General features: G+C 55.7%; 23 protein-coding genes. 10 read left to right on the top strand and 13 right to left on the bottom strand.

The genetic code is table 11. The features are described 5' to 3' along the window. Positions 1 to 45: 45 nt before the first annotated feature. The 5 genes from AC2FJE_RS02030 (at position 46) to AC2FJE_RS02010 (ending at position 6,280) form a co-directional block, all read left to right on the top strand. On the top strand, positions 46 to 1,137 hold the full coding sequence (locus AC2FJE_RS02030; RefSeq protein WP_109311640.1) for an ABC transporter ATP-binding protein: 1,092 nt from the start codon (positions 46 to 48) through the stop codon (positions 1,135 to 1,137). A 111-nt stretch (positions 1,138 to 1,248) separates the two neighbouring features. Beyond that, positions 1,249 to 2,340: an extracellular solute-binding protein gene (locus AC2FJE_RS02025; RefSeq protein ID WP_282118588.1), complete on the top strand. Its 1,092-nt coding sequence runs from the start codon at positions 1,249 to 1,251 to the stop codon at positions 2,338 to 2,340. 69 nt (positions 2,341 to 2,409) lie between these two features. Continuing rightward, a complete protein-coding gene (locus AC2FJE_RS02020) occupies positions 2,410 to 3,681 on the top strand; it encodes an ABC transporter permease (protein ID WP_282118587.1) in 1,272 nt (423 codons plus the stop codon). Positions 3,682 to 3,686: 5 nt separating this feature from the next. After that, positions 3,687 to 4,898, top strand: coding sequence for an ABC transporter permease (locus tag AC2FJE_RS02015; protein WP_108858770.1), 1,212 nt, complete (start codon positions 3,687 to 3,689; stop codon positions 4,896 to 4,898). Positions 4,899 to 5,059: 161 nt separating this feature from the next. Continuing rightward, positions 5,060 to 6,280: an aminopeptidase P family protein gene (locus AC2FJE_RS02010; RefSeq protein WP_108858769.1), complete on the top strand. Its 1,221-nt coding sequence runs from the start codon at positions 5,060 to 5,062 to the stop codon at positions 6,278 to 6,280. A 21-nt stretch (positions 6,281 to 6,301) separates the two neighbouring features. On the opposite strand, the gene speB is transcribed toward AC2FJE_RS02010, so the two are convergent. Then, complete coding sequence (speB, locus tag AC2FJE_RS02005) at positions 6,302 to 7,276, bottom strand: agmatinase (RefSeq protein WP_496753833.1); 975 nt, start codon at positions 7,274 to 7,276, stop codon at positions 6,302 to 6,304. Positions 7,277 to 7,426: 150 nt separating this feature from the next. On the opposite strand from speB, the gene AC2FJE_RS02000 reads away from it, so the two are divergent. From AC2FJE_RS02000 to AC2FJE_RS01990, 3 genes are all read left to right on the top strand, one after another. Further along, positions 7,427 to 8,269: a glycosyltransferase family 25 protein gene (locus AC2FJE_RS02000; RefSeq protein ID WP_496760558.1), complete on the top strand. Its 843-nt coding sequence runs from the start codon at positions 7,427 to 7,429 to the stop codon at positions 8,267 to 8,269. Positions 8,270 to 8,395: 126 nt separating this feature from the next. Beyond that, a complete protein-coding gene (locus AC2FJE_RS01995; RefSeq protein WP_199913459.1) occupies positions 8,396 to 8,764 on the top strand; it encodes a group I truncated hemoglobin in 369 nt (122 codons plus the stop codon). Beyond that, a complete protein-coding gene (locus AC2FJE_RS01990) occupies positions 8,761 to 9,819 on the top strand; it encodes an adenylate/guanylate cyclase domain-containing protein (protein ID WP_496753839.1) in 1,059 nt (352 codons plus the stop codon). The genes AC2FJE_RS01995 and AC2FJE_RS01990 overlap by 4 nt, the downstream gene beginning before the upstream one ends. A gap of 8 nt (positions 9,820 to 9,827) precedes the next feature. On the opposite strand, the gene AC2FJE_RS01985 is transcribed toward AC2FJE_RS01990, so the two are convergent. The 11 genes from AC2FJE_RS01985 to guaA all read right to left on the bottom strand — a co-directional run bounded on the left by AC2FJE_RS01985 (position 9,828) and on the right by guaA (position 20,609). Further along, positions 9,828 to 10,442, bottom strand: coding sequence for a TetR/AcrR family transcriptional regulator (locus AC2FJE_RS01985; protein WP_058271885.1), 615 nt, complete (start codon positions 10,440 to 10,442; stop codon positions 9,828 to 9,830). Positions 10,443 to 10,545: 103 nt separating this feature from the next. After that, complete coding sequence (ppk2, locus tag AC2FJE_RS01980) at positions 10,546 to 11,415, bottom strand: polyphosphate kinase 2 (RefSeq protein ID WP_496753842.1); 870 nt, start codon at positions 11,413 to 11,415, stop codon at positions 10,546 to 10,548. A 49-nt stretch (positions 11,416 to 11,464) separates the two neighbouring features. Next, the gene (locus AC2FJE_RS01975; RefSeq protein WP_496753844.1) at positions 11,465 to 12,457 is read right to left on the bottom strand and encodes an alpha/beta fold hydrolase; all 993 of its coding nucleotides are present in this window, start codon (positions 12,455 to 12,457) and stop codon (positions 11,465 to 11,467) included. Continuing rightward, on the bottom strand, positions 12,408 to 13,325 hold the full coding sequence (gene metA / locus AC2FJE_RS01970; RefSeq protein WP_058271457.1) for a homoserine O-acetyltransferase MetA: 918 nt from the start codon (positions 13,323 to 13,325) through the stop codon (positions 12,408 to 12,410). Before metA ends, AC2FJE_RS01975 begins: the two co-directional genes overlap by 50 nt. Positions 13,326 to 13,364: 39 nt before the next feature. After that, on the bottom strand, positions 13,365 to 14,237 hold the full coding sequence (locus tag AC2FJE_RS01965; RefSeq protein ID WP_496722546.1) for an ATPase: 873 nt from the start codon (positions 14,235 to 14,237) through the stop codon (positions 13,365 to 13,367). 49 nt (positions 14,238 to 14,286) lie between these two features. Next, entirely contained in the window at positions 14,287 to 15,183 is an 897-nt protein-coding gene (locus AC2FJE_RS01960; RefSeq protein WP_496754756.1) for a DMT family transporter, read from the bottom strand. A 104-nt stretch (positions 15,184 to 15,287) separates the two neighbouring features. Beyond that, positions 15,288 to 16,412, bottom strand: coding sequence for an OmpP1/FadL family transporter (locus AC2FJE_RS01955; protein WP_282168419.1), 1,125 nt, complete (start codon positions 16,410 to 16,412; stop codon positions 15,288 to 15,290). 121 nt (positions 16,413 to 16,533) lie between these two features. Continuing rightward, a complete protein-coding gene (locus tag AC2FJE_RS01950; protein WP_496760555.1) occupies positions 16,534 to 17,439 on the bottom strand; it encodes a DMT family transporter in 906 nt (301 codons plus the stop codon). 92 nt (positions 17,440 to 17,531) lie between these two features. Next, entirely contained in the window at positions 17,532 to 18,227 is a 696-nt protein-coding gene (locus tag AC2FJE_RS01945; RefSeq protein WP_496760552.1) for an FkbM family methyltransferase, read from the bottom strand. 45 nt (positions 18,228 to 18,272) lie between these two features. Then, a complete protein-coding gene (locus tag AC2FJE_RS01940) occupies positions 18,273 to 18,983 on the bottom strand; it encodes a hypothetical protein (RefSeq protein ID WP_496695299.1) in 711 nt (236 codons plus the stop codon). A 66-nt stretch (positions 18,984 to 19,049) separates the two neighbouring features. Further along, a complete protein-coding gene (gene guaA / locus AC2FJE_RS01935) occupies positions 19,050 to 20,609 on the bottom strand; it encodes a glutamine-hydrolyzing GMP synthase (protein ID WP_058277790.1) in 1,560 nt (519 codons plus the stop codon). A 91-nt stretch (positions 20,610 to 20,700) separates the two neighbouring features. On the opposite strand from guaA, the gene AC2FJE_RS01930 reads away from it, so the two are divergent. Together AC2FJE_RS01930 and AC2FJE_RS01925 are read left to right on the top strand one after the other, a co-directional pair. Further along, positions 20,701 to 21,141 carry a GNAT family N-acetyltransferase gene (locus AC2FJE_RS01930; protein WP_496760549.1) on the top strand — a complete coding sequence of 147 codons (441 nt, stop codon included), beginning with the start codon at positions 20,701 to 20,703 and terminating at the stop codon, positions 21,139 to 21,141. A gap of 133 nt (positions 21,142 to 21,274) precedes the next feature. Beyond that, a complete protein-coding gene (locus AC2FJE_RS01925; RefSeq protein ID WP_058271464.1) occupies positions 21,275 to 22,819 on the top strand; it encodes a trimethylamine methyltransferase family protein in 1,545 nt (514 codons plus the stop codon). Here AC2FJE_RS01925 and AC2FJE_RS01920 read toward each other — a convergent pair whose 3' ends face one another. Further along, complete coding sequence (locus tag AC2FJE_RS01920) at positions 22,820 to 23,119, bottom strand: DUF6477 family protein (protein ID WP_496760547.1); 300 nt, start codon at positions 23,117 to 23,119, stop codon at positions 22,820 to 22,822. Positions 23,120 to 23,199 lie beyond the last annotated feature (80 nt).

Below are 23,199 nucleotides of genomic sequence, written 5' to 3'. Positions count from 1 at the left end.
ATGAACCGGGCAGGCAAGGACTGCACAGGGGAGACTAATCGGTAAATGTCTAATGACGCAGCGTTCGTCGAGTTTCAGCATGTCCAAAAATCTTATGATGGCGAGATCCTTGTTGTAAAAGACCTTAACCTTTCCATGCCGAAGGGTGAGTTTCTTACAATGCTTGGGCCCTCGGGTTCCGGCAAGACAACTTGCCTGATGATGCTGGCAGGTTTTGAAACAGCCACCCATGGCGAGATTATGTTGGACGGACGGCCGATCAACAACATCCCACCGCACAAGCGCGGTATCGGCATGGTTTTCCAAAACTACGCTCTTTTTCCGCATATGACGGTGGCAGAAAATCTGTCGTTCCCTCTGGAAGTGCGGAAAATTGGCAAGGATGCGCGAGAAGAAAAGGTCCGCCGGGCGCTTGATATGGTCCAGATGGGGGCCTTTGGCAGCCGTCGACCGGCGCAATTGTCCGGGGGGCAGCAACAGCGGATCGCCCTTGCGCGCGCTTTGGTGTTCGAACCCGAGCTGGTTCTGATGGATGAACCGCTGGGTGCGCTCGACAAACAGCTGCGCGAACATATGCAGTTTGAAATCACGCGCCTGGCCCATGAACTTGGGATTACGACCGTCTACGTGACCCACGACCAGACCGAAGCCCTGACAATGTCAGATCGCGTTGCGGTATTCGACGATGGGCGCATTCAACAGCTTGCGCCGCCGGATCTTCTGTACGAAGAGCCTGAAAACAGTTTTGTTGCCCAGTTCATTGGTGAAAACAACACATTGGAAGGCGTTATTAAGTCAATCAACGGCGACGAATGTGTTGTGGCGCTGGATGACGGATCTGAAATTGACGCCAAGCCGGTCAATGTCCACGCGGCAGGTGATCGGACAAAAGTGTCAATCCGGCCTGAGCGGGTGGAGTTCAACAAGGATCGCCTGCACGCCGATGCGCATACTCTGAAAGCGACGGTGAAAGAGTTCATCTACATGGGCGATGTCTTCCGCTTCCGTCTGTCGGTTGCCGGGAATGACGACTTCATCATCAAGACGCGAAACGCCCCGGACGCTATCAGACTGTCACCGGGCCAGGAAGTCGAAATCGGCTGGCTTGCGCGCGACTGCCGGGCATTGGACGCCTGATCAGGGAACAGCCCGTTCACGACACGAAAGTGCGCGGGGAAAGGCATGGGTGGGTTACCCCGTGGCCCAACCAAAAAGATCAAAATTAACGGGAATAACAGGGAGTTAACGATGAAAGTAACAAAAACCACTATTATGGCAGGTGCTATCGCGGCAGTTGCCGGCGCTGCATCCGCAGAGGAAATGACTATTGTCTCTTGGGGCGGAGCTTACTCCAAGTCGCAGCTGAAAGCATATCATGAGCCCTATTCCGAGAAGAGCGGCGTCACGATCCTGAACGACGACAGCTCGGCTGAGGCGGTTGCTAAACTGCGTGCGATGAACGAAGCAGGCAACATCACCTGGGACGTGGTCGACGTTGTGGCGGCAGACGCAATTCGTCTGTGTGACGAAGGCCTGGCGCTGGAAATCGATCCGGACACCATGTTGGCACCGGCACCCGACGGAACCTCGGCTGCTGATGATTTCGGTGACTTGCTTGTCAGCGAGTGTTTCATTCCGCAAATCGTTTACTCGACTACATTCGGGTATCGTACGGATCTGGTGGGTGACACACCGCCGTCGGATGTTTGCGCAGTCTTCGATCTGGAAGCCTATCCAGGCAAGCGTTCACTTGAAAAGCGTGCCATCAACAACATGGAATGGGCTCTGATTTGTGACGGCGTGGCAAAAGACGACGTCTATGACGTGCTGGCGACTCCGGAAGGGCAGGATCAGGCCCTGGCCAAGCTAGGCACCATCAAAGACAACGTTGTCTGGTGGTCTGCAGGCGCGGACACGCCGCAGTTGCTGGCGGACGGCGAGATCATCATGGGTTCGACCTATAACGGTCGCCTGTTCAGCGTGATCGAAGAGCAGAAGCAACCCGTTGCAATGCTGTGGGATGCTCAGATATTTGATCTGGACGGCTGGATTATTCCTGCTGGTCTGAGCGAAGAGCGTCAGAAGCGCGCGCTGGACTACATCATGTTCGCAACCGATACGCAGCGCCTGGCGGATCAGGCCAAGTACATCTCGTACGGTCCGGCACGTGCATCTTCGGCGCCGCTGGTGGGTCAGCACGCGGACCTGGGCATCGACATGGCACCTCACATGCCGACCGATCCCGAGAACGCCAAGAACACGTTCCTGTACAACTACGAGTTCTGGGCTGACTATCGTGATGATATCGAAGCAAAGTTCCAGGCTTGGCTGGCGAAGTAATCGCTGATTGAACCAAAAAACCAGCCGGGGCCAAGTTAGGCCCCGGCGTCAAAAAATCAGGGAACGCAGATGAGCGACGCAACTCAATCAGGTCCGATGTTGGCGGCAGATGGTACGCCGCTGAAGAAATCACTGGCGCGTTCATTGCGTCGGCGTAAATTGCGGGCGTTGGCTCTGGTTGCGCCACTTTTGCTATTTGTACTGCTATCATTCGTCATACCTATCATTTCCATGCTATTCCGATCGGTCGAAAACGGGATTGTCTCAGAGACACTTCCTTTGACAGTCGTTGAGTTACAGCAATGGGACGCCGAGAGCGGGGAATTGCCGGACGAAGCTTTGTATGAAGCATTTATTCGCGACATGGTTGTTGCCGTTGACGCCAAGCAACACACAAGACTAGGTACCCGCTTGAATTACGAACAGACGGGAATGTCGTCGATGTTCCGAAAATCTGGACGCCAAATCAAGCGGTTGGATCCGGAAGCTGACGCCCCGTTCAAGGAAAAATTGATCGAAATTCACGATGGCTGGGGGGACGTGGACACGTGGCGCGTGATCAAGACGCACGCGGTGCCGATCACCAATGGATACTTTCTGAACGCTATTGATATGCAGCGCACACCCGAAGGGGCGCAAGCGCAACCCGAAGATAAGCGCATCCTCATCAAGCTGTTCGGCCGGACATTGTTCATGTCGCTGATCATTACCGGGGCCTGTATTCTGCTGGCCTATCCAGTTTCTTACCTGCTCGCCAATCTGCCGATGCGGGCTTCAAACATGCTGATGATTTTGGTGCTGTTGCCATTCTGGACCTCGCTGCTTGTGCGCACCTCCGCCTGGAAAGTGATGTTGCAGCAGCAGGGTGTGATCAACGAAACGCTGGTCTGGCTGGGCTTTGTTGCCGATGATGCGAGGCTGGTGATCATCAACAATCAATTCGGCACGATCATTGCGATGACGCATATCCTGCTGCCGTTCATGATCCTGCCGATGTATTCGGTCATGCAGACGATTCCGCCGTACTATACCCGTGCGGCCAAATCCATGGGCGCCACCAACTGGACGACTTTCTGGCGGATTTACTTCCCGCAATCGATACCGGGTATCGGCGCGGGTTCGATCCTCGTATTCATTCTTGCCATCGGGTACTACATCACGCCCGAGATCGTTGGCGGCACCAAAGGTGTCTTCATTTCGAACCGGATTGCGTACCACATCTCATCCTCTCTGAACTGGGGACTGGCTGCGGCGCTGGGGACGATCCTGCTGGCGGTCGTTCTTCTACTCTACTGGTGCTACGACAAGATCGTCGGCATTGATAACGTCAAGCTGGGATAAAGAATATGGCTGCACTTACACCAATATCCCGCAAACCGTTGTCCGTGGTTCTGCCGGCTGTCGCAATCGCCGGAGGATTTCTGGGCATGTTCGTCGGAGCCGGGCAGGACAACGTTCTGCTGGGCATTCTGATCGGCGCTGCTTTGATGGCAGGGCTGGCATGGCTGTATATCAACGTGCTGGACAACGAACGCGTTGCGCGCTGGATTACGATACTGGGTCTTGCTGCAATTGGATTTTTCTTCGCAGGCATTACGGGCTTGATCGTCGGGCTGCTGGCGGGGTGGTTCTTTGCCTTCTTCATCTTCTGGCTCTACGAGGGGCGCTATCGGCAAAAATTGCTGCCTTACATGACGGCTGGTCAGGTGTTGTGGCATTTTACTTTCCGGGTGATCTGCGGGGCAATCTTCGTGTTCCTGATCACGCCGATCCTTGTGGTACTGCCGCTGTCTTTCAATGCGCAGGACTTTTTCACCTTTACGCCCGAAATGCTGCGTCTGGACCCTGAAGGGTATTCGCTGAAGCACTACCGCGACTTTTTCACCAACAATGAATGGCAGCGTAGCTTCAAGAACTCGCTGATCATCGCACCAATTGCGACCATCATTTCGGTATCGCTGGGCACTCTGGCGGCGATAGGCCTCAGCCAGTCGCATGTTCCGGGGCGTCGGGCCATCATGGGCATTCTGATCTCGCCAATGATCGTTCCGCTGATCATCTCGGCCACGGGTATGTTCTTTTTCTACAGCGACATCGGCCGTTTTTTGGAAGGTACGCTGGGCATGAACAAGAACTTCGTCGGCTATGTGAAAGTCGTGCTGGCCCACGCGGTTCTGGGGATTCCCTTCGTCATCATCACGGTGACCGCAACGCTGGTCGGGTTTGACCAATCCCTGACGCGGGCTGCTGCGAATATGGGTGCAGGTCCGGTGCGGACGTTCTTCAAGATCCAGATGCCGCTGATTTTGCCGGGTGTAATCTCGGGCGGATTGTTTGCCTTCATCACTTCGTTTGACGAAGTTGTGGTGGTTCTCTTTGTCGGATCAGCCAGCCAAAAGACATTGCCTTGGCAGATGTTCACAGGCCTGCGTGAACAGATCAGCCCGACCATTCTGGCCGTTGCGACCATCCTTGTCGTGATCTCGATCGCGCTGCTGACCACGGTCGAACTGCTGCGGCGGCGGTCTGAACGCCTGCGGGGTCTCACCCCGGCTTGACGCGACTCAAAAGCTGATTTAGCGATTTCACCATGTACCCCGGTCACGATGGCGTCGTGACGCAACGCGGGGTGCATGGCTCTCGGATCCCGAGGCCGCTCGTCCTGAACGCCGGGACTTGTGGCCGGGCGATGCCAGTCCGGCGTTGAGGAGAGTCAAAGATGAAAGATCTGAACAACCGCCCCGAGTTTTTCACCTGCCACAACGGTGACAAAGCGCCGTTGCCATTCAGCCGGGCTGAATACGACCGCCGCCTTGCCAGCCTGCGCGCGACCATGGCGGCACGGGACATTCCCGCAGTTCTGCTGACGTCGATGCAGAACATCGCTTACTACTCGGGCTTCCTGTACTGCTCGTTTGGTCGCCCCTATGGCTGTGTTGTAACGCAGGATGCCTGTACCACGGTTTCGGCCAATATCGACGCCGGGCAGCCCTGGCGCCGGTCGGTCGAAGAGAACGTGATCTACACCGATTGGAAGCGGAACAATTACTGGCGCGCTGTAGCTAGCCTGATCGGCTCCGCGCGCCGGGTCGGTATCGAGGGTGACCACATGACCCTGGCAATGCGCGACACTGCGCTGGACATGTTGGGTGGGCCGGAACTGGTCGATATCGCGCCTGATACGATGGCTGCACGGATGGTGAAATCAGCCGAAGAGATCGAATTGATCAAAGGCGGCGCGCGTACTGCGGATGTTGGTGGCGCGGCTATCCACGCCGCGATCCGTGAAGGCGCGACCGAGATCGAGATCGCCATGGCCGGACGTGACGCGATGGAGGCTGAGATTGCCCGCGCCTATCCGGATGCCGAATACCGCGACACATGGGTTTGGTTTCAGTCAGGCCTGAACACGGATGGTGCACATAACCCGGTCACCAAGCGTGCGTTGGAAAAGGGCGATATCCTATCCCTGAACACTTTCCCGATGATTTCAGGTTATTACACAGCGCTGGAGCGCACTCTGTTCCTGGGCGAACCCGACGCCGAAAGTCTGCGCATCTGGAAAGCGAACGTTGCCGCGCACGAACTGGGTCTGAGCCTGATTAAACCCGGCGCGACCTGCTCGGGGATCTGCGAAGAAATCAACCGCTTCTTCGCTGACGAAGGCCTGCTGCAGTACCGGTCCTTCGGGTACGGGCACTCTTTCGGTATCCTTAGCCATTACTATGGGCGCGAGGCGGGGCTGGAACTGCGCGAGGATATCGATACGGTTCTGGAACCGGGCATGGTCGTTTCAATTGAGCCGATGCTGTGGATTCCAGAAGGTCAGAAGGGTGCAGGCGGATACCGGGAACACGACATTCTGGTGGTCGAGGAAACCGGTGCCGAAAACATTACCGGCTTCCCCTATGGCCCTGAACACAACACGATCAGTGCTTAATTGATTTGGCAGGAAGGGCGATCAGCCCTTCTTGCCACGTTCGTGAAAGATGAACCCGATGAAGTTCAGCAGAACCTGAGCCGCCAATATCTGCGTGCTTTCGGTCGGGTCGTAATTCGGAGCCACTTCGACAAGGTCGATCCCGACTACGTCTCCGCGTTTTGCAAGCCCCTGAATTATCTCCAAGACATCATAGTACTGGAACCCGCCGTGGCTGGGCGTGCCAGTGCCAGAGGCGATGGACGGGCAGAATGCGTCGATATCAATCGTGACATAATACCGGGCGCCTTCCGGGATGCGCGCCAACACACCAACTGTACCAAGCTCGCGCACCTGCCGTACGGACAAAATGTCCGACCCGCGGGCGCGGGCGTCCTCATATCCTTCTTTGGCGGTTGACGACACGTTCCGTATGCCCAGTTGCGTCATGCCCGAAACGTATGGCTTTTCAATTGCGCGCCGCATGGGGTTGCCGTGTCCGGCGGTCACGCCATGCCGTTCGTCCACGAAATCCAGATGCGCATCAATTTGCACGACGTGGATAGGCCCGTTTTTCTCGCAATCGTTTTCGAAGGCGTTGATGCAGGGAATATTGACCGAGTGATCGCCGCCGATGGTGACGGGCAGGGCGCCTGCGTGCAGCATCTTTTCAACACCGAACTGGATGTTGGCGTGGCTTTCCTCGGTTTTGGTGTGGATGATATCCGCGTCGCCGATATCGACCATCCGGACCGAGCCATCCAAGTAAGTGGCATCATCCTCGTGGTCATATGCGCCGGCATGGCCGAAGCTGAACAGAGTTGACGCTTCGCGCACCGCACGCGGTCCAAACCGAGCGCCGGATCGCCACTGAGTTCCGAAATCAAAAGGCGCACCCATGACGGCGACGTCAGCATCGATTTGATCCCAATCCGCAACGTACGGAGCTTTGCCAAAGGTCGATATGCCCACAAACGGCAGGTTCAGGCGACCGCCGGAATATCCATGAGACGTCATTGCAAGAATCCTGTTTATTGTTTTCCCAGCGCAGCTTAATCGGGACTTCTAATTCAGGATAGGCGAAACCGGATACATATTGCTCAAGCGCGGACTTGATTGTCCGCCTTGCCAGTGTGTATCTGGCGTAACCGCTTGAAAGGAAACACCGTGGGACGTCACGAACTGCCACCAGAGACGGGTGCCTTTTTTATCAATCTGGATCGGGTCCCAGTGCGCCGTGACTTCATGGAAGCGCAGTTCAATCATGCAGGCTTGGTGGGTGCCACCCGGTTTGGCGCGACGGATGCCCAGAAACCCGGAGTTGTGGACACCAGCGGCTATGTTGCCGGATCGGGCAGTCGCTGGGGATTGACGCAAAGCGAAATCGCCTGTTTCGAAAGCCATCGCGCGGTATGGCAGGCGGTCGTGGATCAAAACCTGCAAGCGGTGGCCATTTTCGAAGATGACGTCGAAATGTCCATCCAGGCAGGATCTGTGATTTCAACACTGATGGCGGACCCAGATGCCTTTGACATGGTGAAGCTGGACTATTCCCCCAAATCTCTTCGTTTTGGGCCAGAGACGCATATCGCAGGGGTTACCGTCCGGCCCATGTTGGAGATGGCCCCGAGTGCGGCCGCCTATGTGCTTTCTCAGCGGGCCTGCCAGAAACTGCTGAATTGGTCCGAAAAGTATTCGGATCACCTGGATGATTTCGTCTCCATCCCACGGTCGGATTGGCGGATGTATCAGTGCTTTCCGGCTGTTGGGGTGCAGATGATCTGGTCGAAACAGCAAAATCACACGGTCGAAGAGGTGAAGGTCAGCGAACGATCCCTAGACCAGAAAACCAACAGCGGGCTGGATAAGGGGCCGCTTTGGTTCCGCCTTCGGCGGGAATTGGTCGCGGCGCGGCGCAAGTTGTATTGGCGCGTGGGGGGCCAGACGCGATTGCTGGAACAGGGGGGATACGTCGGGTTCATCCCCTGCGCCGACGATCTGAGCGTGTGAATTCAAGTCTCACCACGCCACCAAAATGGTCGACCCGCAGTGCATCCGCGTCATAAGCGTTAACAAAACTGTCAATATGATATAACCTCGTGACGTTAGTGGTGAATAACGTTTGGGTTATGTGTCGTGGGGCAAACTATTTACGAAAGATACGGTGGCTTCAAAACGATCTCGCGGATCGTGATGACCTTTTACGAAATGGCGTTGGAGTCCGATCAGATCGGCGGTCATTTCGAAGACATTGATATGCCCCGGTTAATTGATCATCAGACCAAGTTTGTTTCGTCCCTGGTTGGTGGACCTGCATCCTTTAGCGATGACAGGATCGAGGCGGTTCATCGTCACCTGAACATCTCTCACGCAGATTTTGACGAGATGGCCGCGCTTTTTAGCGAGGCTCTGTCGATGCATGGAATGGAAGACGCGCATATAAAAATTGCCCTTGATGCCATCGAGTCAAAACGAGCCATCATCGTGGCACGCGACGCCGCATGAGTATTCTGGCCATAAACGAACAGCTGCTCCGCGCGATCGGTGTCGGCGTCGCTGTTGTGCGGGCTTCGGATTTGGGTTTCGTGTTTCACAACGGCCCATTTACCGAGTGGTTTGGGGCACCGACTGAAGGTCAGACCCTCTTGGATTACTTCCCCGACCTTGATCCAAAAGAGCTTGAAGACGTCAAGCAATCCGGCCTGCGCTATTCGGCCGAGCTGCAGGTCAAGCCCAAGCGCCGGACGCTGATATTCGCAGTCGCAGTGTCCTTGGCCAACGGCCTTTCCGAACAGGTGCTGGTGGTCGAATTTCAGAACATCACCCGCATTCGCGAGCTTGAGAGCATGATCGACAGTTATTCGACCATGGTCGAGCGTAATACGCGCGAATTGGAACGCGAGAAAGAGCGGGTCGAACGGCTGCTGTTGAACCTCATGCCACGCGCTGTGTACGAAGAGTTCAAGACTTTTGGTGTCGTTACGCCGCAGCTCTACGATCAGGTCTCGGTCGTGATGCTGGATTTTGTGGGCTTTACGGATTTTGCGGCAAAGACCGACCCGACTGTGACACTCAGCGAGTTGAACGATGTTTTCACTGCCTTCGACAGGATCGTCGAACAATATGGGTGCGAACGGATCAAGACTATCGGGGACGCTTATCTGGCGGTTTCCGGTATGCCGGACGCAACGCCGGATCATGCGACGGCCGTGGCCCATTGTGCGGTCCGGTTCTTGCGATATCTCGAACGGCGCAACGAAAGCCATCCGCATAAATGGCAGGCTCGGATCGGTCTGGGAATGGGGCCGGCTGTCGGCTCGGTCGTGGGTATTCAGAAATACGTCTACGATGTGTTTGGTCCAGCCGTGAACATTGCTTCACGCCTGCAAGTCTTTGCAAACCCAATGAATATTGTCGCCCCGGAAGAGATGAAATACGCGTTGATTGACGAGTTCCAGGTCTCGGATATTGGGCCGGTGGATATCAAGGGCATGGGGCAGATGGATCTGATTAACGTCACCTCGGGCCTTAGTGTTCCGGCACCAAGGCCCAGGTTCTAGCTCGAACCTCAATCGTCCTGCGGAACCAGACCTAAACCCCGCAAATATATTCCAATGCCACTTTCCAACAGATCCTCTGGCGGGAATGGAGAGCTGGCACCTGTGTTTCGGGCATAAAGCTCAACAACGCCATGGCTCATGGCCCAGATATGAGCACTGAACATTGACGCGGGCGGGCGTTTTTCGGGGGGGATATGCTGAGAAAGGTCTGCAGCCGCTTTCTCCAGGACGCTCTTGGCCCGGTTCGCGGCCAGCGCCAATTCAGGCGTTCGGTTAACGGAAATCCCGCTTTCGAACATGGCGATGTAGTGACCAGGGTGCTTGCGGGCAAAAGCTAGATAAGCCCGACCGGTTGCCTCAAATGCAGCAAGGGCCGAGGGTTGGCCCGTGTCGTAGGCATACTGCATCAAGTCGGCAAACATCTCGAAACCCTGCCGGGCAGCCTCGGCAATCAGGTCCTCGCGTCCCTGAAAGTGCCTGTATACCGCTGCAGGCGTTACACCCGCGGTCTTTGCGGCCTCGGAAAGGGTAAAGCCTGTTGGACCTTTTTCTTCGATCAGCGACAGGGCGGCCTCGATCAGGGCTTGCTTGAGATTGCCGTGGTGATACCCGCGTTTCGCCATGCCTGTGTCATGAGCCTTTTTGTTTAAGTTCTGGGGAACCAAGACATAATCCACGTCTGCCGGTTCGTCCAACCCCTGGCATCAATGGAGCGCGAAAATGTCATCACGCTTCCAACACCTCGGGTCCGCCGCAAATCAGTGGATCGATCTTGCCAATAGCCTTCTTGTCTTTTTCATCATATTCCAGCGCGTGCAAAACAGTTCGTATTGCCGCGATGCGGGCGCGTTTTTTGTCGTCTGAGCGAATGATGGTCCAAGGGCAAAGGTCTGAGTGACTGCGGGTCAGAGTTTCCGAGATCGATTGCGTGTACTCGTCCCACTTACCAAGCCCCGCAATGTCGATTGGGCTGAGTTTCCATTGCTTTAGCGGATCTGTCTCACGTGCCAGAAAGCGGTTGAGTTGTTCCGCGCGCCCGACGTTAAGCCAGAATTTGAACAGTTTGATCCCGTCATTCACCAGTCCGGTTTCAAGCGGCAGAACTTGCCTGAAAAAACGTTCGCGTTCTTCGGGTTCGCAAAAACCAAAGACGTTTTCGACCACACCGCGGTTGTACCAGCTGCGGTCAAAGAACACGATTTCGCCTGCCGCAGGCAGGTGTTGAACGTAACGTTGGAAGTACCATTGGCTGCGTTCGGTGTCGGAGGGTTTGCTCAGCGCCACGTTGCGGGCGCCGCGCGGATTTAGGTTCTCGCGAAAGCGCTTGATTGTACCGCCTTTTCCGGCGGCATCGCGGCCTTCGAAAATGATCGCGACGCGGTTGCCCGTTTCCCTGACCCAGGATTGCATTTTGACCAACTCGATCTGCAGCAAATCCATTTCTTTTTCGTAATCCTTACGCTTCATTCTTTCTTCGTAAGGATAGGTCAGGTTCAGGATGTCGTCTTTCTTGGCGTTTTCAATGGCTGATCGCACCTCTTTCGGGGCGTCCTTGCGGAAATACATTTCAATGGAACCTTTGTCCGAACGGGCCATTAGCTACCTCGCCATAAAATCCATATCCTACTATGGATTAGCTGGCAGTTTAACGCAAACCCGCTCGCTCGGCGGCGCGATCGATTGCTGAAGCAACCTCGGGGGCGGCCACAACCTGCGGCATGTGACCAATATCCGGAAGCTCGATCAGTTCCGCGTCAGGGATTTGGTCGACCAGTTGTTCTGCATGCCATGCAAATTTGACAGTGGTGTCAGCCGTTCCGTGGACGACCTCTGTCGGTACGGAAATTTCGCCATAGCGGGGTTGCAGGGCGCGGACCTCGTCCAACAGATTGGCCCGCTGCTTGGCATTGGCATGCATCGAGGCACGCCGCATTGTCAGGCCGGGGCCGAAATGCTGTGAATATCCTTCGGGTGCCGTCTGCGGGGCAAAGACCTCGTCCAGCGCTTGTTCCACGTACCATTCAGGGACAAATGCGGTGATCAGGGGCAGGGCCAGCGTATTGCCTGCCTCAGTCGACGCTAGCTTGTTGAAGCTATCCAGAGGCGTCTCCCACGGGATCGCAGCCGGTGCGATCAAAACAAGGGCAGAAATGTTGTCGGGCCGGGTGACCGCCCAAGCCAGCGATACGGACCCGCCATAGCTTTGCCCCGCAACAATAGGTTTTTCGGCCCCTAATTGGGCTGCAGCCTTTTGCAGGATTAACGCTTGTTCTTCAATGGTTTCGCCGTCCGAATTGAAGCTGTCGCTATAGCCCAGACCGGGTCGGTCGAATACGATCACACGGAAGTTCTCGGCCAAGATCGGTGCAAGAGAAAAAGTCATGTCACGGGTGTTACCGCTGGACCCGTGGATCAGAACCACATTGGGGCCGTCGCCCATGACCACCGCATGGACGGCGATACCGTCGACCATCACCATTTCACCCTCAGGAGGGAAACGAGCCTCAGCCGCAGCTTCGTTCTGTGCTGCGCGCCAGACGGTCAGCAGGATCAGACCCGATAAAACGAGGCCAAGGAATATCAAAACTTTAATGACCAACGTCTTCCATGTTGAACGGTGTGGACTGGTAAATCTCATTGATCCAGTTGCCGTACAGCAGATGCGCATGGCTGCGCCATCGGTTTTGCGGCGGTTGTGATGGATCGTCGTCTGGATAGTAGTTCATCGGCACGTTGATGGGGGTCCCGTTCGAGACATCGCGATCATATTCCTGCTTCAACGTATCACTGTCATATTCGAAATGGTTAAAGATATAGATCGCACGATGCGAGGGGTCCTCGACCAGACAGGGGCCGACCTCATCGCTGCCCAACAATGTCGTCAGGCCAGGCGCGCTGTTGATCTCAGATTGGTTCATTGTGGTCCAGCGGCTGACAGGGATCACGCAATCATCAGAAAAACCGCGTAAAAACGGGGAAGAAGGAGCCAGATTCTGGTGCCGATAGCAACCAAACGCCTTGGCATCGAGCGCCTGTTTGTCGATGCCGTGGAAATGGTTGATCATCGCCATTCCACCCCAGCAAACGCCAAAGGTGGAATGGACGTTCGTCTGAGTCCATTCGAATACTTCGGTCATCTCGTCCCAATAGGTGACGTCATCGAACTCCAGATGCTCGATCGGCGCGCCCGTGATGATCAGGCCGTCGAATTTCTGATCCTTTACCTCTTGGAACGGTTGGTAGAACTCGGCCATGTGATCGGCGGCGGTGTTCCTGGTGCGATGTTCGGTCATGCGGATCAGCGACAGGTCGATCTGCAGAGGCGTGGCACCAATCAGACGCGCGAACTGGTTTTCGGTCTGAATCTTCTTGGGCATCAGATTCAGCAATCCGATCCGCAAGGGGCGGATGTCCTGACGCATTGCCTGATCCGCAGCCATGACCATGACGCCCTCTTTGGTGAGAACGTCGTAAGCGGGCAGGTCGGAAGGGATCTTGATCGGCATTAGGTGCAAGCCTTTGGAGTTACTGTGTAGAGGCGGTAATTAAGCCCGGTTTGTCCGGGTCTCAAGGGTGCGTTCGATCAACTCATCGAAATCACCCGCATCGCGGACCTTGTGCATGTCATCAGCGGTGACTGTGACACCCCAATTGTCCGCCATGGCCTGATAGCGCGGTTGGCGGTGGGCCAAGGCACGGGCATAGGTCCAGCGGATAAAGGCGTCCGGGTCGACGTCCTCGGGTGCGTAACCATGTTCGGTGAGGTATTCGTCCCAGACCCGGGTCAGAAACTCTGCCTGATAGGACATCGGCTTGGGGGCCTTATCGAAACGGCGGATCAGTTCTGCAGTGTGATCCTCATCGCCCTTAATCCAGATCATCAAGGTTTGGCGGGACAGCTCGGACAAGACATGATCAGCCGGGTCCTCAGGATCGACCCATTCGCAAATTGACCCGCCGGTATCACAGATGAAGTTCGGGTATTGATACAAACGCTTGGCGCGGTCGATGAAATACTCGGTGTCCAACAGGGCGTGGATCTCAGCAAGGCGGAACTGTTCCTGCCTACGACGATATTCAGTAAGCTCAAGCCCGCCGTGCGCCGGGTTGCCCGGTTTGCCCAGATAGGTCGCAACCGGTGTCAGGTTTTCGAACGAGATATTTGAGCCGATATAGATCGAATCCGACAGCAACAGGTCGCGCAGGAATGGAACTTTCATCGCCTCGGCCTTGGCGTTGTCGATGATGTATTCGCCCATGTACCGGGTGCCGATGCGGTAGTCGATCGAGTAGTGGAACCAGTCCCCGGAATCGCGCAGCACGTTCGACACATAGGTCTTACCCAGCCCAGACATGCCGAAGAACAGCACTTTTTTCCGGGCCGCTTCGCGCCAGTCCTTTGCCGAGCTGTAGATCATTGTCCGCTGTCCCTTTTTCTGACCTAGCTAAAACGGGCAGGGGGCGGCGTCAATCACGTGAGCGGGACCAGTTCAGAATCAACAACCCGATCGCCAGCACGGCAAAGCCCAAAAAGGCCTGCGGCGGTAAGGTTTCGTCGCGCACCAGTGTGCCTAAAACGATGGCGACTGGCGGTATGACAAGCGTTACTAACATCAGGTTTCCGGCCCCGGCCATGGCAAGAACGCGGTAGTACAGCAAGTACGCTCCGGCTGTTGCGATCAGGGCGTAATAGGCAATGGCCGCCCACGAGATCGCCGGCAAGTTCAAAACGGGAAGCCCGTCGACCACGAGGGAAACAGGCAAAATTAGAATGGTTGAGCCGGTCAGCATGCCAGCTGCGGCAACTATGGGAGACAAGCCAGACAACTTGATTCTGGCCCAGGCGCTGGCCAACGCGTAAGAAACTGTTCCTGCGATGATTGCCAGTTGGGCAACGCTTTGAAGGTTGAAAGTCGCGAAATTCTTGAGGCCAATTGCAATTGCTACACCCAGAAACCCCAGACCGACGCCCACACCACGAGCAAGGGTCAACCTCTCGTCCTTGAAAAACATAGCGGCGATCAGGACGCCGAAGACGGCGGTTGCTGCATTCAGGATCGAGGTCAGGCCAGTTTCGATGTAAAGCTGCCCCCAAGCCATAAGCGAGAATGGGATGGCATTGTTCAACAACCCCATCATCAGGAATGCGCCCCAGATGCGCGGACTGGTAGGAACACTCAGCTTTTTAACCCAGACAACGATCCACAACGCCAGCATCGCCCAGAATACGCGGTGCAGAACCGAGGTCATGACGGGGATCGTGTCCAATGCGACGCGGATCGAGATAAAGGATGCGCCCCAGATCACGCCCAGAAGCAACAGTTCGGCCCAAGCCCTTGGAGACAGGTGTTTTTGAGGTTCCATAGCCCGTTCTCGCATTCCCCAAGGCGATGTTCGACCCGAAACTTGCGCAAAGAAAAACCCCGCCGAAAGTGGCGGGGTTTTTGTAGTTGGTTCGGTCGGCGGGATCAGTTCAGCGTGTAAGTGAGCTGAAGGCCGACGCTCCATGCCGAGTTGCCCGAGAATTCGCCACCTGTTGTGGTGGTCGCGTCTCCGATGTCGGTATAGCGGATGCCGCCAGAAATCTGAGCCTGCTCGAAGGAGTATGTACCACCTACGCCAAGGCTCCAGAAACCGTCGGTGGGGCCGAGGTTCGAAACAGCAGAACCCGAGGACGTTTCATAGCCCGCAGAGATCGCGCCAGAAAACTCTTCGGTGAACTTGTAGCCAAGACCCAGTGTGTAGGTGAAGGTGTCGTCCGCGTAATCAACCAGGTTCTGTTGCGCAGCGGCAGTATAAACCGGCGGTGCCAGAACTGTCTGTGGCCAGTCAACCCAGCGGATCGAGCCGAACAGCAGCGTTTTTGGTGCCACACCGGTCTGGAAGTCCAGATTCACCGATTGAGGCGTCACAACTTCGGTTTCGGTCTGTGCAGTCACAAGCGCCGCCGGGATGGGGGGGACGCGATTGATGGATTCTGTCGAGTCGAAATCGTGCGTGATTTTTGAGTTGTAGGTCAAAGCAACGCGCGCGGCGATGTCAGGGCGTTCCCAGGCGACACCGACAACATAGCCGAAGTCGATCTCAGAACCGGATTCAAATTCATATCCGGCAACAACCGGAACAGCGACGTTTGCCTTGGCCCGCTGGGCGCGAATGCCGCCGATGGCGCTGAAGCCGCCGTCAAACTTGTAACGCACCAGAGCAGTGATCGCGTCAACATCTGCCTTTGCGCGCAGAACGTCGGTGCGACCGCCGGCAGCGGCTGCGGGGTTCTGCGAGAGCGGATAGTTCGATGGATACTCAACATCGGCACCGTACGGCTCGTCGTAGATGAGCGCAAAGTCCAACCGATCGGTAAACGAATGTTTGTATGCCAGGTGTGGTGTCCAAAAGCTTTTGGCGATGTTTCCGGAATCAACACCGTTCTGTTCGCCGCTCACGTCGGGGTTTGCATAACCCAAACGGAACTGCACGACAGAACCCTCCTCAAATAGAATGTTGACGCCTTGGCCGCTGCGATCAAGACCGCCTGCGTAAGCACCGGTTGCGCCAACGCATACCGCACACGCCTGTAGAAGCGCTTTTTTCATTAGTTCCTCCCTCTAGGTCTCCTGAAGGTCAGCGCCTGTTGAACTGTGGTGCGGGCTGACCTGCATTGTGGTGCTCGTTATTTTCTTGAGCTTTACCTTATCGTCAACTGGTGACCGTGCGTTACTTGTGTTGAGTGTCGCGTAGAGGTGTTGCCAAACTGTTACGATTCTCGGCGTGAACGTTTAGGAAGATACCTGCGAAAATTACCGCAGCGCCTAATAGGGTCCATTGGTCCAGCGGTTCGTGATACAGAACCATGCCGACGACGGCGATTGTGGGTAGGCGGGCAAAGTCAAACGGCACCACCACGGTTGCCGGGGCGATGGCAAGCGCGTTTGTGATGCAGTAGTGCGCCAGCAGCCCGGCCAGTCCCACCAGTAACAAAAACGGAGCTGTGCTTGCCGAGGGCAGGGTGATTTGTCCGTCGATACCCGATGCGACCAGCCCCAGCACGGCTTGCATTACTGTCAGCCAGAACATGATGCATCCGATGCTGGCAAAACGAGTGAGGGACTTTGTCGATATCGTTGTTAAGGCGAAGAAAATAGCGGACATAGCAGCGGTCATCACACCTGCACTGAGAGGCACGGTGCCCGGCCGGGCGACCAGTAGAATTCCGGCAAATCCGATCAGCGCCGATAACATGCGCACGGTCGTCAGGCGCTCTTTCAATAGAAGTGGAGACAGCAGTATGACCCATATGGGCTGGGTAAACTCCAGCGCAAACACCTGTGCCAACGGAATGACGCTGACCGCATAGAACCAGAGGTTTTGCCCGGTGAAATGCAATACGTTCCGGATGCCGTGCAAGCCGATCCGTTCGGTCGAAACCTGGTGCCACTTTCGAGTCAGAGTCAGGATCAGGGCGACCACGCAGATGCCGACGAGGCTGCGGTAGAACATGATTTCGAACGTGTCGTGGGTCACGCTCAGTTCACGGCCAGCGATTGCCATAGCTGAAAATGAGGCAATTGCCCCTGTCATCCAAAGTGCGGCTTTGACTAGATGACTCGGTGAGCGCGTCAAAACGGTAATACCTGAACACAACCGGGCGTGATGGCCAGACGCCGGCTCCGGTCGGGCAAATTCCGCGTTAGACGTAAGAGCATGGATTGAGCCTATCGGTTGTTGCGGAAAAGATAGTCCTGCTGGTTCAGGGCGGTTTCCAATTTGTAGCCAACGGAGCCCAGAAATCCCTGCAGTCGATCCAGGTCCCGGCACTCGATCAACATAAAATCAAAGCGAAACCGGTCATGATCAATCCCCTTCAGAACATTCAGTTCCGCCCCTTCGACATCCAGAGACAGCAGGTTTATTCTGCTGGGGGCTTCAGCCTCGATGAGAATTTCGTTGAGCGGGCGCGCGACCGCGCCGAAAGAGAAACTGACCTCGGTTTCTTTCATATGTAGCTGGGCATTCTTTAAATGCTCGCTTCGATCCGCAAGGGCTAATTCCTGTCCGACACTGACGCTCATCAGGTTTGCGTAAACCATCTCGATCAGACGATCGGGAAATCCGAATTCGACGCAGGCATTGCAAAAAACCTTGCTCCGACTTCCGCGTAGAGAGAAACATTTAAGGAAGTTATGCGGTGCCGGTTCGATCAGGACACCCTGCCATCCCCGCTCTTTCTCGAAATAGTAGGTGTTGGATTGCGTGACGCCGTCATTGGCCCCGAGTTCCACAAAGGAACCGTTGTCGAAATCCAGATAGGGCTCAAGCTTCTGATCCAGAGCGTTCAGCCCATAATATCTGGTATTTTGTGGGTTGAGATGCTTTGAAACCGAATTTCTGATCTTGTTGAGTATTTTCACAACGCCCATCCTATCGTGTGTCGGCGGCATCGCATCCGCAGCGTCCTAGCTGTCGTCGGCGCTCAGAATGCCCAGCCCACCTATAGGGGCCAAAGGTTTCTTTCTCGGCAGTTGCCGCGATGGATTGAGATAGGCCGATGTGGTCCATGTATAGGAATTTATCGGGCCGAAGCCGTTAAAATCGCATCTGTTCCAGCCTGTGGCCTCGTCCAGCAAGGCGATGCAGTCCGGGTGCCTGTCCGAATTGTCGAACACAATCATTGTCGGATCTATCCGTTTCTGCTGGAACTGTTCCCGAACAAATCTGGCGCAGGCGTTGCGATAGCGCCCATCGATGACGACGATATCGGCATTTCGTATTTCATCGCGTTCAACATATTGCGCTTCTTCCCGCTCGAAGAAATAGGTGAAATGCGGTTTGTCGGCGAGAGAAGCAGAAATCTTGTCAAACCAGCCTTTGTCGTTTTCGACCGACGTTACCTCTGCACCTGCATTCAGATAGTAGATCGAAGAGTTCCCGCTGCCATATTCCAGAACGCGAACGCCGTTCAGATCGAAGCTGTCCAGGTATTCGATGGCCGGATATGTGTACCACGGGATTTCACGGCCCTCACCATCGCGGCAGTCCCAGTTTTCTATGGAATTGTATTGGCCATAAGTTTCACCCAGAATCCGGTAGGTTTTGACCTGTTCCAGTGACGCTTTCGACGCACGTTTCAGGACCTTTCGCAATATCCAGAAATGGGTGTTCGTCATGAAGGCCCCTCGCTGATGAAAGTGGATTAAGTGTTCTCAACGCGCACAATTGACACAAACTGGCGTCTATTCCCACTCAATCGTGCCCGGAGGTTTCGAGGTGATGTCATAGGTACAGCGATTGATGCCCTTGACTTCGTTGATGATCCGCGTAGCCGTTTCGCCTAGGAATTCGTGGCTGAATGGATAATAGTCAGCCGTCATACCATCCACCGATGTCACCGCACGCAGGGCGCAAGCGTAGTCATAAGTGCGCCCGTCGCCCATGACGCCAACAGTACGCACGGGCAGGATGGCAACAAAGGCTTGCCAGATGTCATCGTACAGACCGTGCTTGCGAATCTGGTCGATATAGACCGCATCCGCTTCGCGCAGGATATCCAGCTTTTCGCGGGTGATCTCACCGGGGCAGCGAATCGCCAGACCGGGACCGGGGAAGGGGTGGCGGCCAATAAAGCTCTGCGGCAGGCCCAGTTCGCGGCCTAGGGCGCGAACCTCGTCCTTGAACAGCTCGCGCAATGGTTCGACCAGTTTCAGGCCCATTTTCTCTGGCAGTCCGCCAACGTTGTGGTGCGATTTGATCGTGACCGAGGGGCCGCCCGAGAAGGACACCGATTCAATGACGTCCGGATACAGCGTGCCTTGCGCCAGAAACTCTGCACCATCGATGGTGTCAGCGTGTTTCTGGAACACGTCGATGAACAGCTTGCCGATAATCTTGCGCTTGGTCTCGGGGTCGCTTTGACCTTCGAGTTCACCAAGGAACAGATCGCTTTCGTTCGCGTGGATCAGCTGGATGTTGTAATTATCGCGGAACATGCCGACGACTTCTTCGGCCTCGTTCTTGCGAAGCAAGCCATGGTCCACGAATACACAGGTCAGCTGATCGCCGATTGCCTCGTGGATCAGGATCGCCGCGACCGAGCTGTCGACACCACCGGACAGACCGCAAATGACCTTTTTGTCGCCGACCTGCTCGCGGATCTTTTCGATCATTTGTTCGCGATAGGCACCCATGGTCCAATCGCCCTTGAACCCGGCAAGTTTGACGAAATTTTCATACAGCTTTGCACCCTTCGGGGTGTGGTGCACCTCGGGGTGGAACTGAACCGCGTAGAAATGACGGTCGCTGTCCGCTGTAATCGCATAAGGCGCGTTGGGTGAGGTGCCGTAAACGGTGAAGCCGGGCGCGATTTCGCTGACATGGTCGCCGTGGCTCATCCAGACCTGCTCGTCACCGTCCGAAAACCAGCCTTCCAAAATATCCAGCTTTGCCTGCGGGGTGACAAACGCACGCCCGAACTCGGCCGTGCCGTGTCCGCTTTCAACTTTGCCGCCCAGCTGGTGCATCATCACCTGTTGGCCGTAACAGATACCAAGGATTGGAACGCCGTAGTCAAATATCTCTTGCGGTACACGGGGCGAACCCTCACGTGTCACGCTGTCAGGACCGCCCGAGAATATCACGGCCTTGGGGGCCATTTCCCGCACAAAGTCCATCGTGACTTTTTGATATGGGTGGATTTCGCAATAGACATTCAGCTCGCGTAGGCGGCGCGCAATAAGCTGCGTAACCTGGCTGCCGAAGTCGATGATCAGAAGGCGGTCATGGGTGTCTTGGGTCATGGTTGGCTATTAGGTCGCAAGGCTTGCATGTGCAAGCGCTATGACGTCATTTGTGCAATTGAGCCTCAGGATAAAACAGAAAGAGCGCGAGATGCCCGAGATCGTACTACGCCGCGCAAGTGCTGCTGATACCGAAGCGGTCACAACCTGCATTGCGGTGGCCTATGCGGAGGCATTGCGCGATATTCCTGATCTGCCCGATGTCACGGACGGCGTTGGCGACGACATCGCCGCGCATCAGGCCTGGGTTGCCACGAAGGATGAAGACATCGTCGGGTTTATTGTTTTCGACAGGGTCGATTCTGCGATGATGATCTTTAACCTTGCCGTCTCGCCCAAGGCACAAGGGGCAGGGTTGGCGAGGCGGTTGATCGAATTAGCTGAACAAGAAGCCAACGGAACGGGCGCCACTAAGCTCAGGTTGCGAACGCACAAATTGATGCAAGCGACAGTCTCCATGTACCTCTACTTGGGGTGGCACGAGAAAGAGGTGAGCGGAAAGACCATCCTGATGGAGAAGGAACTTGAGTGACCAGAGCAAGTGCCTGACGGTTTTGGTTTATGCAGATGTCGCTTTTCCCCCTATAGCGCCGTAAATTAGATGCATTGCCCCAAATGCTTGCTGTAACAAACTGATCAAACCAACCAATAGACGGGATCTTCTCATGGCAGAGGCAAACACCCGGCGTCGGGCAAGAGGTGGCGGTGGCGCCGCCCGCCGGGCCGAACGTACCGCGGTTCGCATCGAAACGGCGAAATACATCGAACGGAATATTCCGAACTTCGAGGTTCTCAACGAAGAAGCGTTGGAAATCATCGAAACCAATGCGGAGACCATTCTGGCCGAAGTCGGCGTGAACTTTGTCGACAACCCAGCCGCGTTGCAGCGCTGGAAAGATGTTGGCGCCGATGTCGATGGTGAACGCGTCCGCATTCCGCGTGGTCTGGCACGTCAGCTGATCAAAACCGCGCCCAGCGAATTCACGCAGCATGCCCGTAACCCCGAGAAATCGGTTGTCATCGGTGGCCGCAATCTGGTTCTGGCCCCGGTGTACGGCCCACCCTTTGTGCGGGACGCACAAGGTGGCCGTCGCTATGCGAACATGGAAGATTTCAACAAGTTCGTGAAACTGGCGTATATGTCCAAGTGGTTGCACCATTCGGGCGGGACCGTGTGCGAGCCGACAGATATTCCGGTGAACAAGCGTCACCTGGACATGCTGATGGCGCACATGACCTTGTCGGACAAGCCGTTCATGGGCTCGGTCACCGATCCCAGCCGTGCGCAGGATTCGGTTGAGATGTGTGAGATTCTGTTCGGCAAAGAGTTCGTTCAGGAAAACACAGTGATGACCTCGCTGACCAACATCAACTCGCCGATGACCTTCGACGACGTGATGATGGGCGCGCTGGAAGTTTATGCGAAGAACAATCAGGCCTGCATCATCTCGCCCTTTATCGTGGGTGGTGCGATGGCGCCGGTTTCGATTGCAGGGACATTAACGCAGGTTCTGGCCGAAGTTCTGGCTGGTGTCGCGTATAGCCAGATCATCCGTCCGGGTGCGCCAGCGATTTTCGGTGCCTTTGTGTCATCGATCGATATGAACTCTGGCGCGCCGACATTTGGTACGCCCGAGGCTTCGATGGTTACCTACGGTGCGGGCCAGCTGGCGCGACGTCTGAACCTGCCGTTCCGCTCGGCCGGGTCGTTCTGCGGCTCGAAATTGCCTGATGCACAGGCGGCTTATGAGACCGCAAACTCGTTGAACATGGGGCTAATGGCTGGCGTGAACTTCATGCTGCACTCCTGCGGCTGGCTTGAAGGCGGTCTTGTTGCAGACTTCGAAAAGTTCGTCATGGATGCCGACCAGTTGGGCGTTCTGCACGGTCTGGCCAAGGGCGTGGCCTATGATGAAAACGCGCAGGCGATGGATGCGATCCGCGAAGTTGGCCCGGGCGGTCACTATCTGGGCTGTGCCCACACGCAGGCGAATTTTAAAGAAGCGTTCTGGAAGTCCGAGGTTCTGGATTACAAACCCTTTGAGACTTGGGAAGACGAAGGCGGGCGCGACACACGTCAACTGGCCACGTCGCGGGTCGAGCATCTGCTGGCCAACTACCAACAACCGCAACTCGACCCCGCCGTCAACGAAGCATTGAACGCATACGTGGCGGAAAAGAAAGCATCCATGCCGGATGCCTTCACCTGATCATTGATACTGCGTGGCGCGACTGGCTTTGAACAGTTGCGCCTCGCCCAATAGCGCAATCAGCAGGTCCAGATGGCGGACCAGCGAATAGGCGGCGTCTTCGTCCAGTCTTTGGGCGTTTACCTCTCGTTCCAATTCCAACAGACGAACCAATGCAGACCCTGTGCCGGGCAGTGATCCGTATCCCAGAACACGTTGAAGATGCCGGTCCCGATCATACTCCTGCGCCCCAATTTTTGCGGCCCGAGCCAACAGGCGTGGGCGGCGGAGCGTTGTAATCATGGTCATCAGGTCCTGCATTTCGTTGATCCCTTGGTTGAACAGAAGATAGCCATTTGTCACACAACTTAAGCGAGTGTTGCCTTGTGTGGGTTCCCTCC

The sequence above is a fragment of the Ruegeria sp. CDSC002 genome (assembly GCF_059610905.1).
Note: the sequence above shows the minus strand (reverse complement) of the source record. Positions and strands in the feature narration are given on the sequence as shown.